The organism is Mesorhizobium sp. CNPSo 4670 (genome assembly GCF_057784235.1).
In genome coordinates this window covers 219,308-238,957 of the sequence record NZ_JBWJFQ010000002.1, presented here as the reverse complement: position 1 = coordinate 238,957, position 19,650 = coordinate 219,308, and the positions used below count along the sequence as shown (strand labels likewise).

The 19,650-nt window shown below is 63.6% G+C and carries 13 protein-coding genes; 7 read left to right on the top strand and 6 right to left on the bottom strand.

Features of this window, described 5'->3' with window-relative positions:
- Positions 1–81: 81 nt before the first annotated feature.
- The 4 genes from AC0ZT5_RS04545 to AC0ZT5_RS04530 all read right to left on the bottom strand — a co-directional run bounded on the left by AC0ZT5_RS04545 (position 82) and on the right by AC0ZT5_RS04530 (position 6,215).
- On the bottom strand, positions 82–528 hold the full coding sequence (locus AC0ZT5_RS04545) for a DUF983 domain-containing protein (RefSeq protein WP_488495447.1): 447 nt from the start codon (positions 526–528) through the stop codon (positions 82–84).
- Positions 528–2,834, bottom strand: coding sequence for a ribonuclease R (rnr, locus tag AC0ZT5_RS04540; RefSeq protein WP_488495446.1), 2,307 nt, complete (start codon positions 2,832–2,834; stop codon positions 528–530). The genes AC0ZT5_RS04545 and rnr overlap by 1 nt, the downstream gene beginning before the upstream one ends.
- A gap of 3 nt (positions 2,835–2,837) precedes the next feature.
- Entirely contained in the window at positions 2,838–5,474 is a 2,637-nt protein-coding gene (gene topA, locus AC0ZT5_RS04535; RefSeq protein ID WP_488495445.1) for a type I DNA topoisomerase, read from the bottom strand.
- A 363-nt stretch (positions 5,475–5,837) separates the two neighbouring features.
- The gene (locus tag AC0ZT5_RS04530; protein ID WP_488495444.1) at positions 5,838–6,215 is read right to left on the bottom strand and encodes a COG4315 family predicted lipoprotein; all 378 of its coding nucleotides are present in this window, start codon (positions 6,213–6,215) and stop codon (positions 5,838–5,840) included.
- A gap of 180 nt (positions 6,216–6,395) precedes the next feature.
- On the opposite strand from AC0ZT5_RS04530, the gene AC0ZT5_RS04525 reads away from it, so the two are divergent.
- Positions 6,396–7,142 (top strand): cytochrome c biogenesis CcdA family protein, encoded by a 747-nt coding sequence (locus tag AC0ZT5_RS04525; RefSeq protein ID WP_488495443.1) that lies wholly within the window; start codon positions 6,396–6,398, stop codon positions 7,140–7,142.
- A gap of 152 nt (positions 7,143–7,294) precedes the next feature.
- Entirely contained in the window at positions 7,295–8,671 is a 1,377-nt protein-coding gene (gene glmU / locus AC0ZT5_RS04520; RefSeq protein ID WP_488495442.1) for a bifunctional UDP-N-acetylglucosamine diphosphorylase/glucosamine-1-phosphate N-acetyltransferase GlmU, read from the top strand.
- 3 nt (positions 8,672–8,674) lie between these two features.
- Here glmU and AC0ZT5_RS04515 read toward each other — a convergent pair whose 3' ends face one another.
- Entirely contained in the window at positions 8,675–9,043 is a 369-nt protein-coding gene (locus tag AC0ZT5_RS04515) for an ADP-ribosylation/crystallin J1 (RefSeq protein WP_477288970.1), read from the bottom strand.
- Between the two features lie 209 nt (positions 9,044–9,252).
- Between AC0ZT5_RS04515 and glmS the strand changes: the two genes are divergently transcribed.
- Both glmS and AC0ZT5_RS04505 read left to right on the top strand, forming a co-directional pair.
- A complete protein-coding gene (gene glmS / locus AC0ZT5_RS04510; protein WP_488495441.1) occupies positions 9,253–11,076 on the top strand; it encodes a glutamine--fructose-6-phosphate transaminase (isomerizing) in 1,824 nt (607 codons plus the stop codon).
- 180 nt (positions 11,077–11,256) lie between these two features.
- Complete coding sequence (locus AC0ZT5_RS04505; protein WP_095085130.1) at positions 11,257–12,009, top strand: DUF502 domain-containing protein; 753 nt, start codon at positions 11,257–11,259, stop codon at positions 12,007–12,009.
- Here the strand turns inward: AC0ZT5_RS04505 and recG are convergent.
- Positions 11,961–14,069: an ATP-dependent DNA helicase RecG gene (gene recG / locus AC0ZT5_RS04500; protein WP_488495440.1), complete on the bottom strand. Its 2,109-nt coding sequence runs from the start codon at positions 14,067–14,069 to the stop codon at positions 11,961–11,963. The two genes, AC0ZT5_RS04505 and recG, sit on opposite strands and share 49 nt — an antisense overlap.
- A gap of 92 nt (positions 14,070–14,161) precedes the next feature.
- Here recG and AC0ZT5_RS04495 point away from each other — a divergent pair, with 92 nt between their 5' ends.
- The 3 genes from AC0ZT5_RS04495 to AC0ZT5_RS04485 all read left to right on the top strand — a co-directional run bounded on the left by AC0ZT5_RS04495 (position 14,162) and on the right by AC0ZT5_RS04485 (position 19,601).
- Positions 14,162–14,449 (top strand): succinate dehydrogenase assembly factor 2, encoded by a 288-nt coding sequence (locus tag AC0ZT5_RS04495; protein ID WP_457153368.1) that lies wholly within the window; start codon positions 14,162–14,164, stop codon positions 14,447–14,449.
- Positions 14,450–14,520: 71 nt separating this feature from the next.
- Entirely contained in the window at positions 14,521–18,012 is a 3,492-nt protein-coding gene (mfd, locus tag AC0ZT5_RS04490) for a transcription-repair coupling factor (protein ID WP_488495439.1), read from the top strand.
- 215 nt (positions 18,013–18,227) lie between these two features.
- Entirely contained in the window at positions 18,228–19,601 is a 1,374-nt protein-coding gene (locus AC0ZT5_RS04485; RefSeq protein WP_184873933.1) for a class II 3-deoxy-7-phosphoheptulonate synthase, read from the top strand.
- The last annotated feature ends 49 nt before the right edge of the window (positions 19,602–19,650 follow it).

The window sequence follows — 19,650 nt, the reverse complement described above, 5'->3', positions numbered from 1 at the left end:
GGACCTAGCGGAAACTTCTGGCAAGCGAAAGTGGCCTTTCACGGTCGGTATGTTGCACCAGCGGGCTCAGCCAACTTTGACCTAGACCCCGTTATGGGGGTCGATCACGTCATGCTCGCCGCCGAATCCGTGCATATAGAAGGCCCATTGCAGTCCGATGACGGCGCCCTTGACCGGCTGTAGCAGCCCCACCGCCAGAATGATGGTCAGCGGTACCCAGATCGCGATGTGCTGCCAGGTGGACAGTGTCGATGTCGCCTCGACAGCCATGAAGGCGCCAAGCACGATGTGTCCGACGATGACGATGACGAGATAGGCTGGAAGGTCGTCGGCGCGGTGGTGGTACAATTCCTCGCCGCAGACGCTGCATTTGTCGACGGTCTTGGTGAAGGCGCAAAACAGCTTGCCTTCGCCGCAATGTGGGCAGCGGCCGAGCATGCCGCGTTTCATCGCCGTCCATAGCGGGCGGGCGGCCCGACCCGATTGATGTTCGCCGCCGAAAACCTGGTCTTCCATGGCTGTTGCCATCATCTTCTCCTGCCGCGCGAACCCGGTCGCGATTGCGACGCGCGGGCGCGGCCCTTGGCCTTGTGAAACGACCGCTTGGAACCTGGCAAAGGCTTCGGGTCGGTCAACATCTCGAAGCGCATCGCGCCGGCCATTGGTGCCACCTTGACGAGCCGGACCTCAACGCGATCCGCGAGCTGGTAGCCTTTGCCCGAACGTTCTCCGAACAGGGAGCGTGCCGCTTCGTCGTATATATAGTAATCGCCATTCAAAGTTGACACCGGGATGAAACCATCCGCGCCATACTGCGGCAATTGGACAAATAGTCCCGATTTGGTGACGCCGGAGATGCGGGCGTCGAACCGGTCGTCGACGCGCTCGGCGAGATAGGCGGCGATCAACCGGTCGACTGTGTCGCGCTCAGCCGCCATCGCGCGCCGTTCCGTGGCTGAGATCAGCACGCCAATGTCTTCGAGCCGCGCCTCCTCGTCCTGCGTCAGCCCGCCCGGACCGAGGCCGAGTGCGGCAATAAGTCCGCGATGTACGATCAGGTCGGCGTAGCGGCGGATCGGCGAGGTGAAATGCGCGTAGCGCCGGAGGTTGAGGCCGAAATGGCCGATGTTTTTGGGCGAATATTCGGCCTGGCTCTGCGAGCGCAGCACCACCTCATTGACCAGGCCTTCATTGTCGGCGCCACGCACGCCCTCCAGAATGCCGTTGAACTGGCTTGGCCGCATCTGCGCGCCACGCGCCAGCGACAGCCCAAGCGTCTGCAGGAATTCGCGCAGCGATTCCTGCTTGGCCAGCGAAGGCGCGTCATGAACGCGGTAGACCAGCGCCTGCTTCCTCGCCTCAAGCGTCTCGGCCGCGGCGACATTGGCCTGGATCATGAATTCTTCGATCAGCTTGTGAGCATCGAGCCGCTCCGGCACGATGACGCGATCGACGGTGCCATCGGGCTTGAGCAGGATCTTGCGCTCCGGCAGGTCGAGCTCGAGCGGCTGGCGGCCGTCGCGGCCACGCTTCAGGATCGCATAGGCGTCCCACAGCGGCTTCAGCACGGTGTCGAGGATCGGACCGGTCTTGTCGTCCGGCAGGCCGTCGATCGCGGCCTGGGCTTGTTGGTAGGCAAGTTTCGCCGCCGACTTCATCATCACGCGATGGAAGGAGTGCCTGAGCTTGCGGCCGTCGGCCGAAAAAACCATGCGCACCGCCAGCGCCGGCCGGTCCTGGCCTTCGCGCAGCGAGCAGAGATCGTTGGAAATGCGCTCGGGCAGCATCGGCACGACGCGGTCGGGGAAGTAAACCGAATTGCCGCGTTTCAGCGCTTCGCGGTCGAGTGCCGTGCCATAGCGGATATAGGCGGCGACATCGGCGATCGCCACCGTGGCGACCACACCGCCGGGGTTCTTCTCGTCGAGATCCGATGTGGCGAAGACGGCGTCGTCATGGTCCTTGGCGTCGGCCGGATCGATAGTGACCAGCGGCAGGTCGAGCCAGTCCTCGCGGTGATCCATCGTTGCCGGCTTGACCGCTTCGGACTCGGCGATAACGTCGGCTGGAAAAATATGCGGAATGTCATGCGCGTGGATGGCGATCATCGAGACCGCCTTTTCGCTGGTCAGCGAGCCCAGCACGTTGAGCACCTTGGCTCTCGGCAGCCCATAGCGGGAGGCGCGCGCGGGCTCGACCTCGACCAGGTCGCCGTTCCTGGCGCCGTTCTGGAATTCCTTGTCGACGATCAGTTCGGGCTGGCGCCGCTCCACCGGTTCGATGCGGAAAGTGCCGTCCTGCAGGATGCGAAAGACGCCGAGAACCGCATCGCTGCGCTTCTCGAAGATCTTCATCACCCGCCCGGTATAGGCGGGGCCTGTCGCTTCGTTGGTCGGAAAGGTCTTGGCCAGTACGCGGTCGCCGATGCCCGGTGCCGGTCCATTGCCACTGCGCGACACCCGGATCGAGACGACCGGCGGTTCTCCGGTGCCGACGGCTTCCGCCGGATGCGCCAGCAAAATGCCGTCGCCGTCACGGCCAAAAATGTCGAGCACGGCGACATGGGGCAGGGCGCCGACGCGGGCGAGTTTCTTGCGCTCCTTGGTCAGGACGCCTTCGTCCTGCAGGTCGCGCAAAATATCCTTCAGCCAGATGCGGTCGTCGCCGCGCAGCGCGAACGCCTTGGCGATGTCGCGTTTGCCGGCGCGATCGGGATTTTCGGCGATGTAGCGCAGGATTTCGTCACGCGAGGGCCGATAGTCGTCCTTGACCTTGGCCCTCGTGTCGGCGGTGCGCGGATCGCCGTGGCTTCTACCGGTGATCCTGCGCGCCACGTCCTACCCTTTTTTCTTCGCGGCCGGCTTCTTGGCCGCCGCTTTCTTGGCCGTCGTCTTTCCGGTTGCCGACACCTTGGCCGCTGCCGCCTTGCGGAACGGCTTCTTGCCGCCGCCGCCCTTGGCTTCCTTCTCGGCTATCAGCGCCAGCGCGTCCTCAACCGTCACCGATTGCGGATCCTTGCCCTTGGGCAGGGTGGCATTGACCTTGCCGAAATTCACGTAGGGCCCGTATTTGCCGTCACGCACGACGATCTTGCCGCCGCCATCGGGATGGTCGCCAAGCTCCTTCAAGGCGGCGGCTGTGCCGCCATTGCGACCGCCCTTGCCCTTCAGCTGCTTCTCGGCGATCACCGACACGGCGCGGTTGAGGCCGATCGAGAACACGTCCTCGATACTGTCGAGATTGGCGTAGGTGCCGTCATGCAGCACGAACGGACCATAGCGGCCGAGCCCGGCCGAGATCATCTTGCCGGATTCCGGGTGCTGGCCGACATCGCGCGGCAGCGACAGCAGGGCGAGCGCCTTCTCGTGGTCGATGGTTTCAGCCGTCCAGCCCTTGGGCAGGCTGGATCGCTTGGCCTCCTTGCCGTCGCCGCGCTGCAGATAGGGGCCGAAGCGGCCGCTGCGCAGCGTGATTTCCTCTGACGTATAGGGGTCCTTGCCGATGACCTTGGTGCCGTCCTCGCCATTGCCGTTCTCGCCATTGGGGTTGGCGGCATCGCCGAGCTGGCGGGTGAAGGAGCATTCGGGGTAGTTCGAGCAGCCGACAAAGGCGCCGAATTTGCCAAGCTTCAGTGACAGATTGCCGGTGCCGCATTTCGGGCAGATGCGGGGGTTCGAACCGTCTTCGCGCGTCGGAAATACCAGCGGGGCCAGTTCTTCGTTGAGCGCGTCGAGCACGTCGGTGACGCGCAATTCCTTGATGTCGGCGACGGCGCCTGAAAAATCCTTCCAGAAATCGCGCAGCACGTCCTTCCAGGCGAGCTTGCCGTCGGAGATCTCGTCGAGCTTCTCCTCAAGCGAGGCGGTGAAGTCGTATTCGACATAGCGTTCGAAGAAGCTTTCGAGAAAGGCCGACAGCAAACGGCCCTTGGCCTGCGGCACCAGCCGGCGTTTGTCGATGGTGACGTAGTCGCGGTCCTCGAGCGTCTTCAGGATCGCCGTGTAGGTCGACGGCCGGCCAATGCCGAGCTCTTCCAGTTTCTTTATCAGCGACGCTTCAGAGTAACGCGGCGGCGGCTCGGTGGTGTGCTGGGTGGCGTTGATCGCTTGGCGGGCAAGCTGCTCGCCGGCGCGGATTTCCGGCAGGCGGCGATTTTCCTCGTCTTCCGAATCGTCGTCCTTCTGGTCGGTGTAGGCAGCGATGAAGCCGTCGAAGCGAACGACCGAACCGATGGCGCGAAGCTCGGCGGTGCGGGCGCCGTTGACCGCCTCGATCTCGGCCGTGGTGCGTTCGATCTCGGCCGGCTGCATCTGGCTGGCGATGGCGCGCTTCCAGATCAACTCATAAAGCCGCATCTGGTCGGAATCGAGATATTGCCTGACTGAAGCCGGGGTGCGCATGAAATCCGTCGGGCGGATCGCTTCGTGCGCTTCCTGGGCGTTCTTGGCCTTGGTGGTATAAAGGCGCGGCTTTTCCGGAAGGTATTTGGGCCCGAACTCCTTGGCGATGGCGTCGCGGGCGGCCGAGATCGCCTCCGGCGCCATCTGCACGCCGTCGGTTCGCATATAGGTGATCAGGCCGGTCGTCTCGCCGCCGATTTCCATGCCTTCATAGAGGCGCTGCGCCACCTGCATGGTGCGGCTGGCCGAGAAGCCGAGGCCCGATGAGGCGGCCTGCTGCAGCGTCGAGGTGGTGAAGGGCGGGCCGGGATTGCGCTTGGTCGGCTTGGCTTCGACCGACACCGCCTTGAAGGTCGCGCCTTCGAGCATCGACTTGATGTCGTCGGCCTGCGCCTTGTTGGAAATGTCGAGCTTTTGCAGCTTCTTGCGATCGAAGGCGGTCAGCCGCGCTTCGAAATTCTCGTTGCGCGGCGTGCCGAGGAGGGCAGCGATCTGCCAGTATTCCTCGCGGATGAAGCGCTCGATCTCGGATTCGCGGTCGCAGACCAAACGCAACGCGACAGATTGGACGCGGCCGGCGGAACGGGCGCCCGGCAATTTGCGCCACAGAACCGGCGACAGCGTGAAGCCGACGAGATAGTCGAGAGCCCGGCGCGCCAGATAGGCATCGACCAGCGGCGCATCGATCTGGCGCGGATTGGCCATCGCTTCCAGCACCGACGACTTGGTAATGGCGTTGAAGACGACGCGGCTGACCGGCTTGTCCTTCAGCGCGCGCTTCTGCTTCAGCACTTCCAGCACGTGCCAGGAAATGGCTTCACCCTCACGATCCGGGTCGGTCGCGAGGATCAGGCCATCAGCATCCTTGACCGCCTTGGCGATGTCGGCAAGCCGCTTGCCCGAGGCGGTGTCGACGGCCCAGGACATGGCGAAATCCTCGTCCGGACGCACCGAGCCATCCTTGGCCGGCAAATCGCGGACATGGCCGAACGAGGCCAGAACCTTGTAGTTCTTGCCGAGGTATTTGTTGATTGTCTTTGCCTTGGCCGGCGATTCGACGACGACGACGTCCATGAGGTCTCATATCAGCTGTGATGCGGCAGAAGAATTCCGCTGCGCGCGACGAAATCTCGTTCTATTTGCCGCTCACATGGCCGCGCTTTTGCATCTGGTCAAGGGGAAGTGCCCAAATTGCAGGGCTGTCCGCAGCAATACACTCTTAGAGTGTATGGAGAAAATCACAGTATTCCGGGAAAGGGAGATGGCAGTCCGAGGCAGCGGAAACGAGCCGATTCATTCTACCGCCGAGTCGAGGAAACCCGGCCGGGTATCGCAGGGGTAGACGCTATGAGCGCTTGTTTGGTGCCAGCCGCCGGGTTGGAGGGATACCCGGCAGCCAGCCGAAGTCCCGCCAGCGGCAGGACCCGGATTGAGAACTCAGTCGGCCTTGACGATGTGCCAGACCTCGCCGACACCGTCGCCGGTCACATCGCCGGCCTTCTTGTCCTTGATGAAGGTATAGACCGGTTTGCCATCATAGGCCCACATCTTGGTGCCGTCGGTGCGGTCGACGACGCTCCATTCGTCATCCGCCTTGGCGCCGGCCTCGGCCTTCAGCGGCGGCCAGTTGGTGGCGCATTTGTCGTAGCAATTGGTCTTGCCCTTCTCATCCTTGTCATAGGTATAAAGCGTCATGCCGTTGGCGTCGGTATAGATCTTGGTGCCATTGACCTCGGCTTCCTTCCACGCCTCGCCGGCGAAGGATGCGGCGGTGCTGAGCAAAAGCGCGGCCAGCCCTACGGTTATGGTTTTCATGGAAATCTCCCTGGCTGATATCTGGAGGCGCGCGGGAAATCGCGGCCTCGCTGTATCAACGCTTGCGAGCTGGCGTTTCTTCCCTGACCTGCACATGCCGCGACGACTTGCCACAAAATGGTGATTGGTGGAGAAGCGAGGTCGAGCCTATATCGGCGCCGGAACGGTCGGAGCTTTGGAATGGCATTGGACATCGGCTATGTCAGCGCGGTCGGGGCGGGAGCGATCTCGTTCCTGTCACCCTGCGTGCTGCCGCTGGTGCCGCCCTATCTCTGCTATATGGCCGGCGTGTCGGTCGACGATTTTCGCGGCAATGCGGGCGTGACGGCTCGGGAGGGCGCGCGCGGCGCGCTGCTCTATGCCTCGATCGCCTTCGTGCTCGGCTTCTCGACCGTGTTCGTCGCGCTCGGCGCCGGCGCCTCGACCATCGGCCACTGGCTGAGGGTCTGGCAGGAGCCGCTGGCGATGGCCGCTGGCGTGCTCATCATCCTGATGGGCCTGAATTTCCTCGGCATCTTGCGCATTCCGCTGTTGTCGCGCGAGGCGCGCTTCCAGTCGCAGGGCAAGCCGGCAAATGCGGTCGCCGCCTATGTCATGGGTCTGGCCTTCGCCTTCGGCTGGACGCCGTGCATTGGCCCGGTGCTTGGGCCGATCCTGACGCTGGCCGGTGGCCGCGAGACGGTGGGCGAGGGCGCGTTGCTGCTCGCCGCCTATTCGCTCGGCCTCGGAATCCCGTTCCTCATCGCGGCGCTGTTTTCCGGCGCTTTCATGCGCTTCCTCGGCAAATTCCGCGTCCATCTCGGCCGCGTCGAGAAAGCCATTGGCGCGCTGCTGGTCGTCGCCGGGGTGTTTTTCCTCACCGGCGGCGTGCAGACCGTGTCCTACTGGCTGCTCGAGAATTTCCCGGTGCTCGGACGGCTGGGCTGATCTCCTTGCCTCAGATGCGAAAGCGCGTCGCGGACCCGCTGATTAAGAGTCAGCTGCTCTGCCATCTCACCGGAATTTAACCGCATTGGTGCAGCAAGGCGCCACTGCTATCCTGTCTTGATTCCCAACCCTTTTCATATGGTTGTTCACCCATGAGCCAGAGATCCTGCCTGTCCGTCATCCTCGCCGCCGGCGAAGGCACGCGCATGAAGAGCGCGCTGCCGAAGGTGCTGCACCAGATCGCCGGGCTGCCGATGGTCGCCCATGTGGTGAAGGCGGCCGAGGCCGCCGGTGCCGGCAGTCAGGCGCTGGTAATCGGTCATGGCGCCGACGAGATGCGCAAGGCAGCCGCAAAATTCGCGCCGAAGGCCGAGACCTTCGTGCAGGAAAAGCGCCTTGGCACCGCGCATGCGGTGCTTGCCGCGCGTGAAGCGATATCAAAGGGTTACAACGATATCCTGGTGATGTTCGGCGACACACCGTTGATCGAAGCCGACGCGCTCACCGTGGCGCGGCTGAAACTGGCGGAAGGTGCAGCCGTCGTGGTCATCGGTTTCCGCCCGCCCAATCCGACCGGCTATGGCAGGCTGATCGAAAAGGGCGGCAAACTGATTGCCGTCCGCGAGGAGAAGGACTGCAGCGCGGAAGAAAGGAAGATCGGCTTCTGCAATGCCGGCATGATGGCGGTGGCCGGCAGCCAGGCGCTGACGCTGCTCGATGCGGTCGGCAACAAGAACGCCAAGGGCGAGTATTATCTCACCGACATCGTCGAGATTGCCACCGCGAAAGGCCTCGATGTCGTGGCCACCGAGGCCAGCTTCGAAAGCGCGCTCGGCATCAACAACCGCGCCGAACTGGCGCAGGCCGAAGGTATCTGGCAGGCTCGCCGCCGCCATGAGGCGATGCTGTCGGGCGTGACGCTGATCGCGCCCGAGACCGTGTATTTCTCGCATGATACCGAAATCGGCGCCGACACGATCGTCGAGCCAAATGTCTGGTTCGGTCTGGGTGTGAAGATCGCCACCGGCGCCAAGATCCATGCCTTCAGCCATTTCGAGGGTGCTACCATCGCCTCGAATTGCGAAGTTGGGCCATTCGCCCGGCTGCGACCGGGGGCCGATCTCAGGAACAAGGCCAAGGTCGGCAATTTCTGCGAGGTCAAGCAGGCGACCATCGAGGACGGCGCCAAGGTCAATCACCTGACCTATATCGGCGATGCCCGCGTCGGCGCGGGCGCCAACATCGGAGCCGGCGCCATCACCTGCAATTACGACGGCTATTCGAAATTCTTCACCGACATCGGCGAGGGTGCCTTTATCGGATCGAACTCCTCGCTGGTGGCGCCTGTCACTATCGGTAAGCGCGGCTATATCGCCTCGGGCAGCGTCATCACCGAAAGCGTGCCGGACGATGCGCTGGCCTTCGGTCGCGCCCGCCAGAAGACCATCCCCGGCAAGGGCAAGGAATTGCGCGAGCGCTTTGCTTCGGTTGCGGCCGCGAAGAAAAAGGCTGCCGGCGCCGACCACTAGCGATTAGCCGGTCATGTCCTTGTCGAAGGCGGCAGTCACCTCGATCTTGCCGACGATGGCCTTGTTGAAATCATCGAGGTCTTCGGCTGGTATCCAGTATTCGAGATGCGCCTTGCTGCCGGCCTGCTCGACCCGGTAGCGGTCGAGAAAGCTTTTCAGCACGTCAAACCGCGTCACGAAGCCTGCTCCGCTTGCCGGCACGTTCCAGTCGCGCGCGATCTGCACGGCATAGGCTTCCGACAGGACCGGATAGAAGATCGGCTGTTCGGGCAGGCGCGGCGGAAATGCCCTCATGTCCGAAGCCTCGATGAGCTTCAGTTCTGTGGGCCCGACCGGGCGCCAGAGTGTAATGGTTGATATGGTTTCGTTCATGGTCGGAGCTTAGCCAAACATTTCCCGAACGGAAACCGAATGGCTGAAAAACCGAATGATTGCAGTAACCGGATTGCAAGAGCGGTCTGTCATGGTGCATGCGTGCAGAAGCGTTCCGTTACACGGGGCGAAATGCAATGTGACTTTCGCGGCAGGCCGGCCATCCCTAAATAGTGCTGGTTTTCCATGGGGAATTGGGGGCTGTCTGCATGTGCGGTATCGTTGGAATCGTCGGCCATTCGCAGGTTGCGCCGCTCATCGTCGACGCGCTGAAACGGCTCGAATATCGCGGCTACGACTCGGCCGGTGTCGCCACCATCGAACATGGTGAGCTTGCCCGCCGCCGCGCCGAAGGCAAGCTGATCAACCTCGAGCGCCGGCTCAAGGACGATCCGCTCGATGGCACGATCGGCATCGGCCACACGCGCTGGGCAACGCATGGCGTGCCGAACGAGACCAATGCGCATCCGCATTTTTCCGACGGCGTCGCCATCGTCCACAACGGCATCATCGAGAACTTTGCTGAATTGCGCGACGAACTGAAGCGTGACGGCTACAGCTTTTCTTCGCAGACCGACACCGAGGTCGTCGCGCATCTGGTGGCGCGCGAACTGGCCAGGGGGCTGAAGCCGGTCGAGGCCGCGCACCAAGCGTTGAAGCGGCTGGAAGGCGCCTTCGCGCTTGCGATCATGTTCAAAGGCGACGAGGACCTGATCGTCGGCGCCCGCAATGGCCCGCCCTTGGCTGTCGGCCATGGCGATGGCGAGATGTTCCTGGGCTCCGACGCCATCGCGCTCGCCCCGTTCACCAATTCGATCACCTATCTCGAAGATGGCGACTGGGCGGTGGTACGCCGCGGAGGCGTCACGATCTTCGACATCGATGGCAACAAGGTCGACCGCAAGCGGCAGCAGTCGCTCTCGACCAGCTTCATGGTCGACAAGGGCAACCGGCGCCATTTCATGGAGAAGGAAATCCATGAACAGCCCGAAGTGATTTCGCACACGCTGGCGAATTATCTCGATTTCGTCGGTGGCGTGTCCAAGCCGCTCGACCTGCCTTTCGATTTTGCCAAGATCGACCGGTTGGCGATTTCGGCCTGCGGTACAGCGTATCTCGCCGGCCTGATCGGCAAATACTGGTTCGAGCGCTACGCGCGGCTGCCGGTCGACATCGATGTCGCCTCGGAATTCCGCTATCGCGAAATGCCGCTGTCTGCGAATGATGCCGCCTTCTTCATCTCGCAATCGGGCGAGACGGCCGACACGCTGGCCTCGCTGCGCTATTGCCGCAAGGCGGGGATGAAGATCGGCGCCGTCGTCAATGTCCGTGAATCGACCATGGCGCGCGAATCCGACGTCGTGCTGCCGACGCTCGCCGGCCCGGAGATCGGCGTTGCCTCGACCAAGGCCTTCACGTGCCAGCTTTCGGTGCTGGCATCGCTTGCCGTGCGTGCCGGCGTGGCGCGCGGCACGATCTCGCGTGAGCAGGAAAAGACCTTTGTGCGCGAGTTGTCGGAGGCGCCGCGTTACGCCAACCAGGTGCTGAAGCTCGACCATCAGATCGAAAAGATCGCGCGCGACCTCGCACACTGCAAGAACGTGCTCTATCTCGGCCGCGACACCAATTTCCCGCTCGCCATGGAAGGCGCGCTAAAACTCAAGGAAATCTCCTATATCCACGCCGAGGGCTATGCGGCGGGCGAGCTGAAGCATGGGCCGATCGCGCTGATCGACGAGAACATGCCCGTCATCGTCATCGCGCCGCACGACCGGATTTTCGAGAAGACCGTGTCCAACATGCAGGAAGTGGCGGCGCGCGGCGGCAAGATCATCCTGATCACCGACAGCAAGGGTGCGGCACTTACCAGCGTCAAGGCAATGGAGACGATCGTGCTGCCGGACGTGCCGGAAATCATCTCGCCGATCATCTACGCGCTGCCGATCCAGATGCTCGCCTATTTCACCGCCGTGTTCATGGGCACCGATGTCGACCAGCCGCGCAATCTGGCGAAATCGGTGACGGTGGAGTAGGCGCCCCCTTCCAAAAACTTCGCAGTCCAAAGCGCCTTCCGGTTCACAGAAGCAGCTGTAATGGTATTTGCATCACAGCTGCTCTTTTTCTTTTTTTGCATGATCTTTTTCCGAAAACCGGTTCCCACTTTTCGGGATCATGCTCTAATGTTGCGCTGCAACCCGTGTCCCCGGTGACCCATGTCCGATGCGCCCAAGACCTCTGGCATGACCCGGCTGAGGAACTATTTCCTCACGGGCTTCGTCGTCTGCGCGCCGCTGGCGATCACCGCCTATATCGCCTGGTCGTTCATCGGCTGGGTCGATTCCTGGGTGAAGCCCTATATTCCGGCACGCTATAGCCCCGACAGCTACCTGCCGTTTCCGGTCCCGGGGTTTGGACTGATCGTCGCGCTGATCCTGATCACGCTGATCGGTTTTCTGACGGCCAACATTGTCGGCCGCGCCATCGTCAATTTCGGCGAGCGCCTGCTTGGCCGCATGCCGCTGGTGCGCGGCATCTATGGCTCGTTGAAGCAGATTTTCGAGACCGTGCTGTCGAACAAGGGCGACATGTTCCGCCAGGTCGGGTTGGTCGAATATCCGCGCAAGGGCGTCTGGTCGCTGGTGTTCGTCGCCAGCGAGAAGGAAACCGAGATCAACCAGAAACTCGACCAGGAAGGCGATCCGCTGATCGCCGTGTTCATGCCTTGCACGCCGAACCCGACCACCGGGTTTCTGATGTATGTGCCGAAGTCCGACATCGTGCTGCTCGACATGACGATCGAGGACGGCGCCAAGCTGATCGTCTCCGCCGGGCTGGTGGCGCCCGAAGTCAAGCCGATGGTCGTGGTGAACGGCGAGCCGATCGATGTGCTTGCCAACCCATCGGTTGCCGCCTTGGCTCAGCCGGCGCGCAGGAGCCGGACGGCTTCGTCGCGGCCGAACAAGTAAAGCAACAGGCGCAACGCCTCGCCACGCTCGGATTGCAGCTCCGGGTCACGTGACAGGACCAGCCTGGCGTCGTCGCGGGCGGCCTCCAATAGATCGGCATGCGCCTCGATGCGCGCCACCTGGAAACCAGGCGTGCCGGACTGGCGGGTGCCCAACAATTCGCCTTCGCCGCGCAGCTTCAGATCTTCTTCAGCGATCAGGAACCCGTCCTCGGTCTCGCGCATCACCGACAGCCGGCGTTTTGCGGTCTCGCCGAGCGGGTCCTTGTAGAGCAGCACGCAGGATGACTTGATGTCACCGCGCCCGACGCGACCGCGCAACTGATGCAGCTGGGCAAGGCCAAAGCGCTCGGCATGTTCGATGACCATGACGGTGGCGTCCGGCACGTCGACGCCGACCTCGATGACCGTGGTAGCGATCAGGATGCGTGTCTCGCCCTGCTTGAAGGCGCGCATCGCTTCGTCCTTGTCGGCACCCTTCATGCGGCCGTGGACGAGGCCGATGCGATCGCCGAAGAGCGGTTTCAGGGACGCAAAACGGTCCTCGGCCGACATCAGCTTGATCTCTTCGGATTCCTCGACCAGCGGACAGATCCAGTAGATCTTCTGGCCGCTGGCGACGGCGTCGACCATGCGGCCGACCAGCTCGTCGAGCCGCTCGAGCGGCAGCGTGACGGTGCGGATCGGCTGGCGGCCGGCCGGCTTCTCCGTCAGCTTCGACACGTCCATGTCGCCGAACGCGGTCAGCACCAGCGTGCGCGGGATGGGCGTGGCCGTCATCACCAGCATGTCGGGCGCGTCGCCCTTGGCGGTGATGGCAAGCCGCTGGTGGACGCCGAAGCGATGCTGCTCGTCGATGACGGCGAAGACCAGATCGTGGAAGGTGACCGTCTCCTGGAACAGCGCGTGGGTGCCGACGACGATGTCGATCTCGCCGCTCGCCAGGCCGGCCAGCGTGTCGGTGCGCTCGCGGCCTTTCTCGCGGCCGGTGAGGATTGCGATACGGAGCCCGACCTTGGCCGCAAGCGGCGCGATCGTGGCCAGATGCTGGCGCGCCAGGATTTCGGTCGGCGCCATCAGTGCTGCCTGGCCGCCGGCCTCGACCGCACGCGCCATGGCCAGCAGCGCAACGACCGTCTTGCCGGAGCCGACATCGCCCTGCAGGAGCCGCAGCATGCGTTCGGGATCGGCGAGGTCGGCATTGATTTCGGCGAGCGCGAATTCCTGGCTCGCGGTCAGCGAGTAGGGGAGTGCAGCGCGCAGTTTCTCGACGATGCTGCCGTCGCCGACCAGAGGACGGCCGGACAGGCGGCGGATTTTTGCCCTCACCAGCGCCAGCGAAACCTGGCCCGCCAGCAACTCGTCGTATGCGAGGCGCCGCCACGCGGCACCATCGATGGAGACATCGATCGGGTCGGCCGGATTGTGGATGCGGGCGAGCGCATCGCCAAAGGTGGGAAAGGTGTGCCGGCGCATGAAGGCGCCGTCCTGCCATTCGGCGAAAGTGGGCAAGCGCGCCAGCGCCTGGCCGATCGCCCGGCGCAGCACCTTGCCCGAGAGCCCGGCGGTGAGCGGATAGACCGGCTCGACCAGCGGCAGGTTTTCCGCTTCGCTGGCCAGCGCGATGTGGTCGGGGTGGACCATGGTCGGGCGGCCGTTGAACCATTCCATGCGACCCGAGACCACGACATGCTCGCCCTCGGGCATCGCCTTTTCGAGATAGGAGGCATGAGCATGGAAGAAGGTCAGCGCAATCTCGCCGGTATCGTCATGGGCGTAGACCCGGTAGGGCACCGACCTGTTGCCGCGCGGCGGCGGCTGGTGGCGGTCGATGCGCACCTCAAGCGTGACGATCGAGCCTTCGGCGGCGAGTGCGATGCCCGGGCGGTTGCGACGGTCGATGACGGTGTGCGGCAACACGAAAAGAAGGTCGCCGGCGCGCGCGGCGCGATCACCGAGATCGGCTGTGACGACTTTCTCGATCAGCGCGCCAACCTTCGGTCCGACACCGGCAAGCGAGGTGATCGGGACGAACAACGGATCGAGGATGGAAGGACGCATGATGTCAGCTTATGTCGCGAGGGCCGCAGCGCAAGGCTGACAGCCCCTTCTATCCACGCTATATGCGCCGCAGCAAGTGAGGATGCGGCACAATGACCGGGACGACGAGATCAAGCGTGGGGCTGGACGCCCGCCGCCGCAAGCTTCTGTTTCGCTCCTGGCATCGCGGCATGCGCGAGATGGACCTGATCCTCGGCACCTTCGCCGACGCCGAGATCGGCGCCTTGACCGGCGAGGAAATCGACCAATATGAGAGGCTCCTCGACATTCCCGACACCGAATTCCTGCCCATGGTCACCGGCGAACGCCCGGTTCCCCGGGACATAGACTGTGCCGTCCTGCAGAAGATCCTGGCTTTCCGCCATTCCATGACATTCTGAACACAAGCAATTCCAGGAAAAGTGCGAAGCGGTTTTCCGCCCGGAATTGCGACAAACAAGACCGTGATTTCATGAGCCTCATTCCCACCATCGGCCTGCCGAAAGGCCGCGCCGGCCAGTTCATCGTCGATGGCGTCGCCGACGGCTATGAAGCCTTTGCGTTGGTGCAGGCGGCACTGGAGATCGCGCCGGACAAGCCGGTTCTGTTCGTGGCGCGCGACGGCCAGCGCCTGCCGGCGATCATCGAGGCGCTGTCCTTCGCGGCGCCCGGCCTTCCCGTACTGGAACTGCCGGCCTGGGATTGCCTGCCCTATGACCGGGTCTCGCCCGGTTCGGACGCCGCCGCCAAGCGGCTCGATGCGTTGACCGCCATGATCGCGCTGGCGAAGAAGCCGCACCGCGCCGTCATCCTGACCACCGCCAATGCGCTGCTGCAGCGCATTCCGCCGGCCGATTTGGTCGAGGCGCAGACGTTTCATGCGAGGCCCGGCAACCAGATCGACATGAATGCGCTGGTGTCGCGGCTGGAGACATCCGGGTTCGAACGCGTGCCGACCGTGCGCGGCATCGGTGAATTCGCCGTGCGCGGCGGCATTCTCGACCTGTTCGCGCCCGGCTGGACAGAAGCGCTCAGGCTCGATTTCTTCGGCGACACGCTGGAGTCGATCCGTGTGTTTGATGCCGCCACGCAGCGCACCACCGGCCAGCGCAAGTCGATGGCGCTACAGGCGATGAGCGAAGTGGCGCTGACGCCGGAAACCATCAGTCGTTTCCGCCGCTCCTATATCGAAGCCTTTGGCGCGCCCCAGCGCGACGACGGGCTCTATGCTGCGGTCAGCGAAGGACGACGCTTCGCCGGCATGGAGCACTGGCTGCCGTTCTTCTACGAACGGCTGGAGACCGTGTTCGACTATCTGCCGGACACGCCTGTTGTGTTCGATCATCTGGCGCATGAGGCGCTGGCCGAGCGTCACACGCTGATCCTCGACCACTACGAGGCGCGCAAGAAGCAGGCCGACGGCGCGCTGAAGGATGCGGTGCCCTACAAGCCGGTGCCGCCGGACCTGCTCTACCTCTCGCCGGAAAACCTGATTGCTTCGCTCGGGCCGCGCGAAGCGATCGATTTTACGCCCTTCGACGCGCCCGATGCCGGCGCCAAGAAAGTGTTCCATGCCGGCTCGCGCCACGGCCGCAGTTTTGCTGGGGAACGCGCCGACCCCAGCATCAATGTCTTCGATATCGTCGTCAGGCATATCGCCGACGAGCGTGCTGCGCGCCGCCGTATCGTCATTGCCGGCTGGACAGAAGGCTCGCTCGACCGGCTTGGCCAGATCCTCAGCGAGCACCATCTCGGCAATCTCAAGCAGGTCGCCACGCTGGCGGAAGCGGAGCAACTCGAGCCGGGGCAGGCGGCATTGGCCGTGCTGCCGCTGGAATCCGGTTTCGAGACCGAAAGACTGGTCGTCGTCGCCGAACAGGACATTCTCGGCGACCGGCTGATCCGGCGCTCGAAGCGCAAGAAGCGCGCCTCGGACTTCATCGCCGAAGCCTCGGCGCTGTCGGCCGGCGACATCGTCGTCCATGCCGACCACGGCATCGGCCGCTTCATCGGCCTGCGCACCATCGAAGCGGTCGGCGCGCCGCATGACTGCCTGGAAATCCACTATGCCGGCGACGACCGGCTGTTCCTGCCGGTCGAAAACATCGAGCTCCTGTCACGCTACGGTTCGGATTCGGCCGAGGCGACCCTGGACAAGCTCGGCGGCGGCGCCTGGCAGTCGCGCAAGGCGCGGCTGAAGAAACGCCTGCTCGACATGGCCGGGCAACTGATCCGCATCGCCGCCGAACGGCAGATGCGCGCCGCGCCCGCGCTGGTGCCAGCGGACGGTCTCTATGGCGAATTCTCGGCCCGCTTCCCCTATGAGGAGACCGACGACCAGCAGACGGCGATCGACTCGGTTCGGGACGACCTTGCCGCCGGCAAGCCGATGGACCGGCTGATCTGCGGCGATGTCGGCTTCGGCAAGACCGAAGTGGCGCTGCGCGCCGCCTTCATCGCGGCCATGGAAGGATTCCAGGTCGCCGTCGTGGTGCCGACGACGCTGTTGTCACGCCAGCATTTCAAGACGTTTTCGCAGCGCTTTTCCGGCCTGCCGATCCGCGTCGCCCAGGCGTCGCGGCTGGTCGGCACCAAGGAGCTGGCCGAGACCAAGAAAGGCATCGCCGAGGGCCAGGTCGACATCGTCATCGGTACCCACGCGCTACTTGGGTCCGCGATCTCGTTCAAGAACCTTGGCCTGTTGATCATCGACGAGGAGCAGCACTTTGGCGTCAAGCACAAGGAGCGGCTGAAGGACCTGAAGACCGATGTGCATGTGCTGACGCTGTCGGCGACACCGATTCCGCGCACGCTGCAACTGGCGCTGACCGGTGTACGCGAGCTGTCGCTGATCGCCACGCCGCCGGTCGACCGCATGGCGGTGCGCACCTTCATCTCGCCCTTCGATCCGTTGGTGATCCGCGAGACGCTGCTGCGCGAGCGCTATCGCGGCGGCCACTCCTTCTATGTCGTTCCGCGTATCAGCGATTTGGCGGAAATCCATGATTTCCTGAGAGAATCCGTGCCGGAGCTGAAGGTGGCGGTGGCCCACGGCCAGATGCCGCCGGGCGAACTCGACGACATCATGAATGCCTTCTACGACGGCCAGTACGATGTGCTGTTGTCGACAACCATCGTCGAATCCGGTCTCGACATCCCGACCGCCAACACGCTGATCATCCATCGCGCCGACATGTTCGGCCTGTCGCAGCTCTATCAGCTGCGCGGCCGCGTCGGCCGCTCGAAGGTGCGCGCCTATGCGCTGTTCACGCTGCCGGCCAACCGCAAGCTGACCGACACGGCCGAGCGCCGGCTGAAGGTGCTGCAGTCGCTCGACACGCTGGGCGCCGGCTTCCAGCTGGCGAGCCACGACCTCGATATCAGAGGCGCCGGCAATCTTCTCGGCGAAGAGCAATCCGGCCACATCAAGGAGGTCGGCTTCGAACTCTACCAGCAGATGCTGGAGGAGGCCGTCGCCGAGGTGAAGGATTCCGGCGAGGTCCAGGATGGCGGCTGGTCGCCGCAGATCGCCGTGGGTACGGCGGTGATGATCCCGGAAAGCTATGTGCCGGACCTGCAGCTCAGGCTAGCGCTCTACCGCCGCCTCGGCGACCTCGAAAACACCGAGGAGATCGACGCCTTCGGCGCCGAGCTGATCGACCGGTTCGGCCCGCTGCCGGAAGAGGTGAAGCATCTCTTGAAGATCGTCTTCATCAAGGCGCTCTGCCGCAAGGCCAATGTCGAAAAGCTCGACGCCGGGCCGAAGGGTGTCGTCATCCATTTCCGCAAACGCGAATTCTCCAACCCGGTTGGCCTGGTCCAGTTCATCGGCGAGCAGGGTTCGCTGGCCAAGATCCGGCCCGACCACAGCGTCGTGTTCGCGCGCGACTGGCCGACGGCCGAGAAGCGGCTGGCGGGTTCGGCGGTCGTCATGACGCAGTTGGCGCGGCTGGTGGCGGCTTAGGGCAGGGACAGGGACAACGGCTGGCCGGGCGCCGCCATTCGCCAGGCAGCCAAATCCGGTCTAGAATAGGAAATCGGCTTCGTGTATGGAGCCGCGATCCCCACATGGGGTGGATCGGCGGGCGACGGCGCTCGCTTTGTTGTTTGATGCAATTCCGGACGGAAACCGTTTCACGCTTTTCCTGGAATTGCTCGGAAAGAGCTTTGGGTGCAGCGATGACGAAATGGTCGCCGAATTCGTGGAGAGCGATGCCGATCAAGCAGGTTCCAGCCTATCCGGACCTTGCCGCGCTGAAGAACACGGAAGCCCAGCTCGCCACCTTTCCGCCGCTGGTTTTTGCAGGCGAGGCGCGCAAGCTGAAGAAGCAGTTGGCGGCTGTCGCTGCCGGCGATGCATTCCTTCTCCAGGGCGGCGATTGCGCCGAGAGCTTTGCCGAACATGGCGCGGACAACATCCGCGACTTCTTCCGCGTGTTCCTGCAGATGTCGGTGGTGCTGACCTTCGCCGGCGCGCAGCCGGTGGTCAAGGTCGGCCGGGTTGCCGGCCAGTTCGCCAAGCCGCGCTCGTCCGACAACGAGACCAAGGGCGATGTGACGCTGCCGAGCTATCGGGGCGACATCATCAACGGCATCGAGTTCGACGCCAAGTCGCGCATTCCTGATCCGGCACGCCAGGAAATGGCGTACCGCCAGTCGGCGGCGACGCTCAACCTTCTGCGCGCTTTCGCGCAGGGCGGCTATGCCAGCCTGGAGAATGTGCATAGCTGGATGCTCGGCTTCGTGTCGGACAGCCCGCAAGGCGAGAAGTACGGTGAGCTTGCCAACCGCATCACCGAGACGATGGACTTCATGAAGGCCGTCGGCATCACCTCGGAAACCAATTACGCGCTGCGCGAGACCGATTTCTACACCAGCCACGAGGCGCTGCTGCTCGGCTATGAGGAGGCGCTGACCCGCGTCGATTCGACCTCCGGCGACTGGTACGCCACGTCGGGCCACATGATCTGGATCGGTGATCGCACGCGCCAGCCCGACCATGCGCATGTCGAGTATTGCCGCGGCATCAAGAATCCGCTTGGCCTGAAATGCGGTCCGTCGCTGACGCCGGATGGGCTGCTGGAACTGATCGACCTGCTCAACCCTGAAAACGAGCCGGGCCGGCTGACGCTGATCGCGCGCTTCGGCTCGGACAAGGTCGCCGACCATCTGCCGAAGCTGGTGCGTGCGGTGCAGAAGGAAGGCCGCAGCGTGGTGTGGTCGTCGGACCCGATGCACGGCAACACGATCGAGGCTGCCGGCTACAAGACGAGGCCGTTCGACCGCATCCTGAAGGAGGTGCAGACCTTCTTCGAGGTGCACCGCGCCGAAGGCACGCATCCGGGCGGCATCCATGTCGAGATGACCGGCAAGAACGTCACCGAATGCACCGGTGGTGCCCGCGCCATCACCGCCGAGGAATTGCAGGATCGCTACCACACCCATTGCGATCCACGCCTCAACGCCGACCAGGCGATCGAACTGGCCTTCCTGGTCTCGGACCTGTTGAAGAAGAGCCACCCGGTGCAGCACAAGCAGGCTGTTAACGGCTAGCAGCTTGATTTCGGCCCGAACGTTGACAGAGAAAAGCGCTGGGGAAATC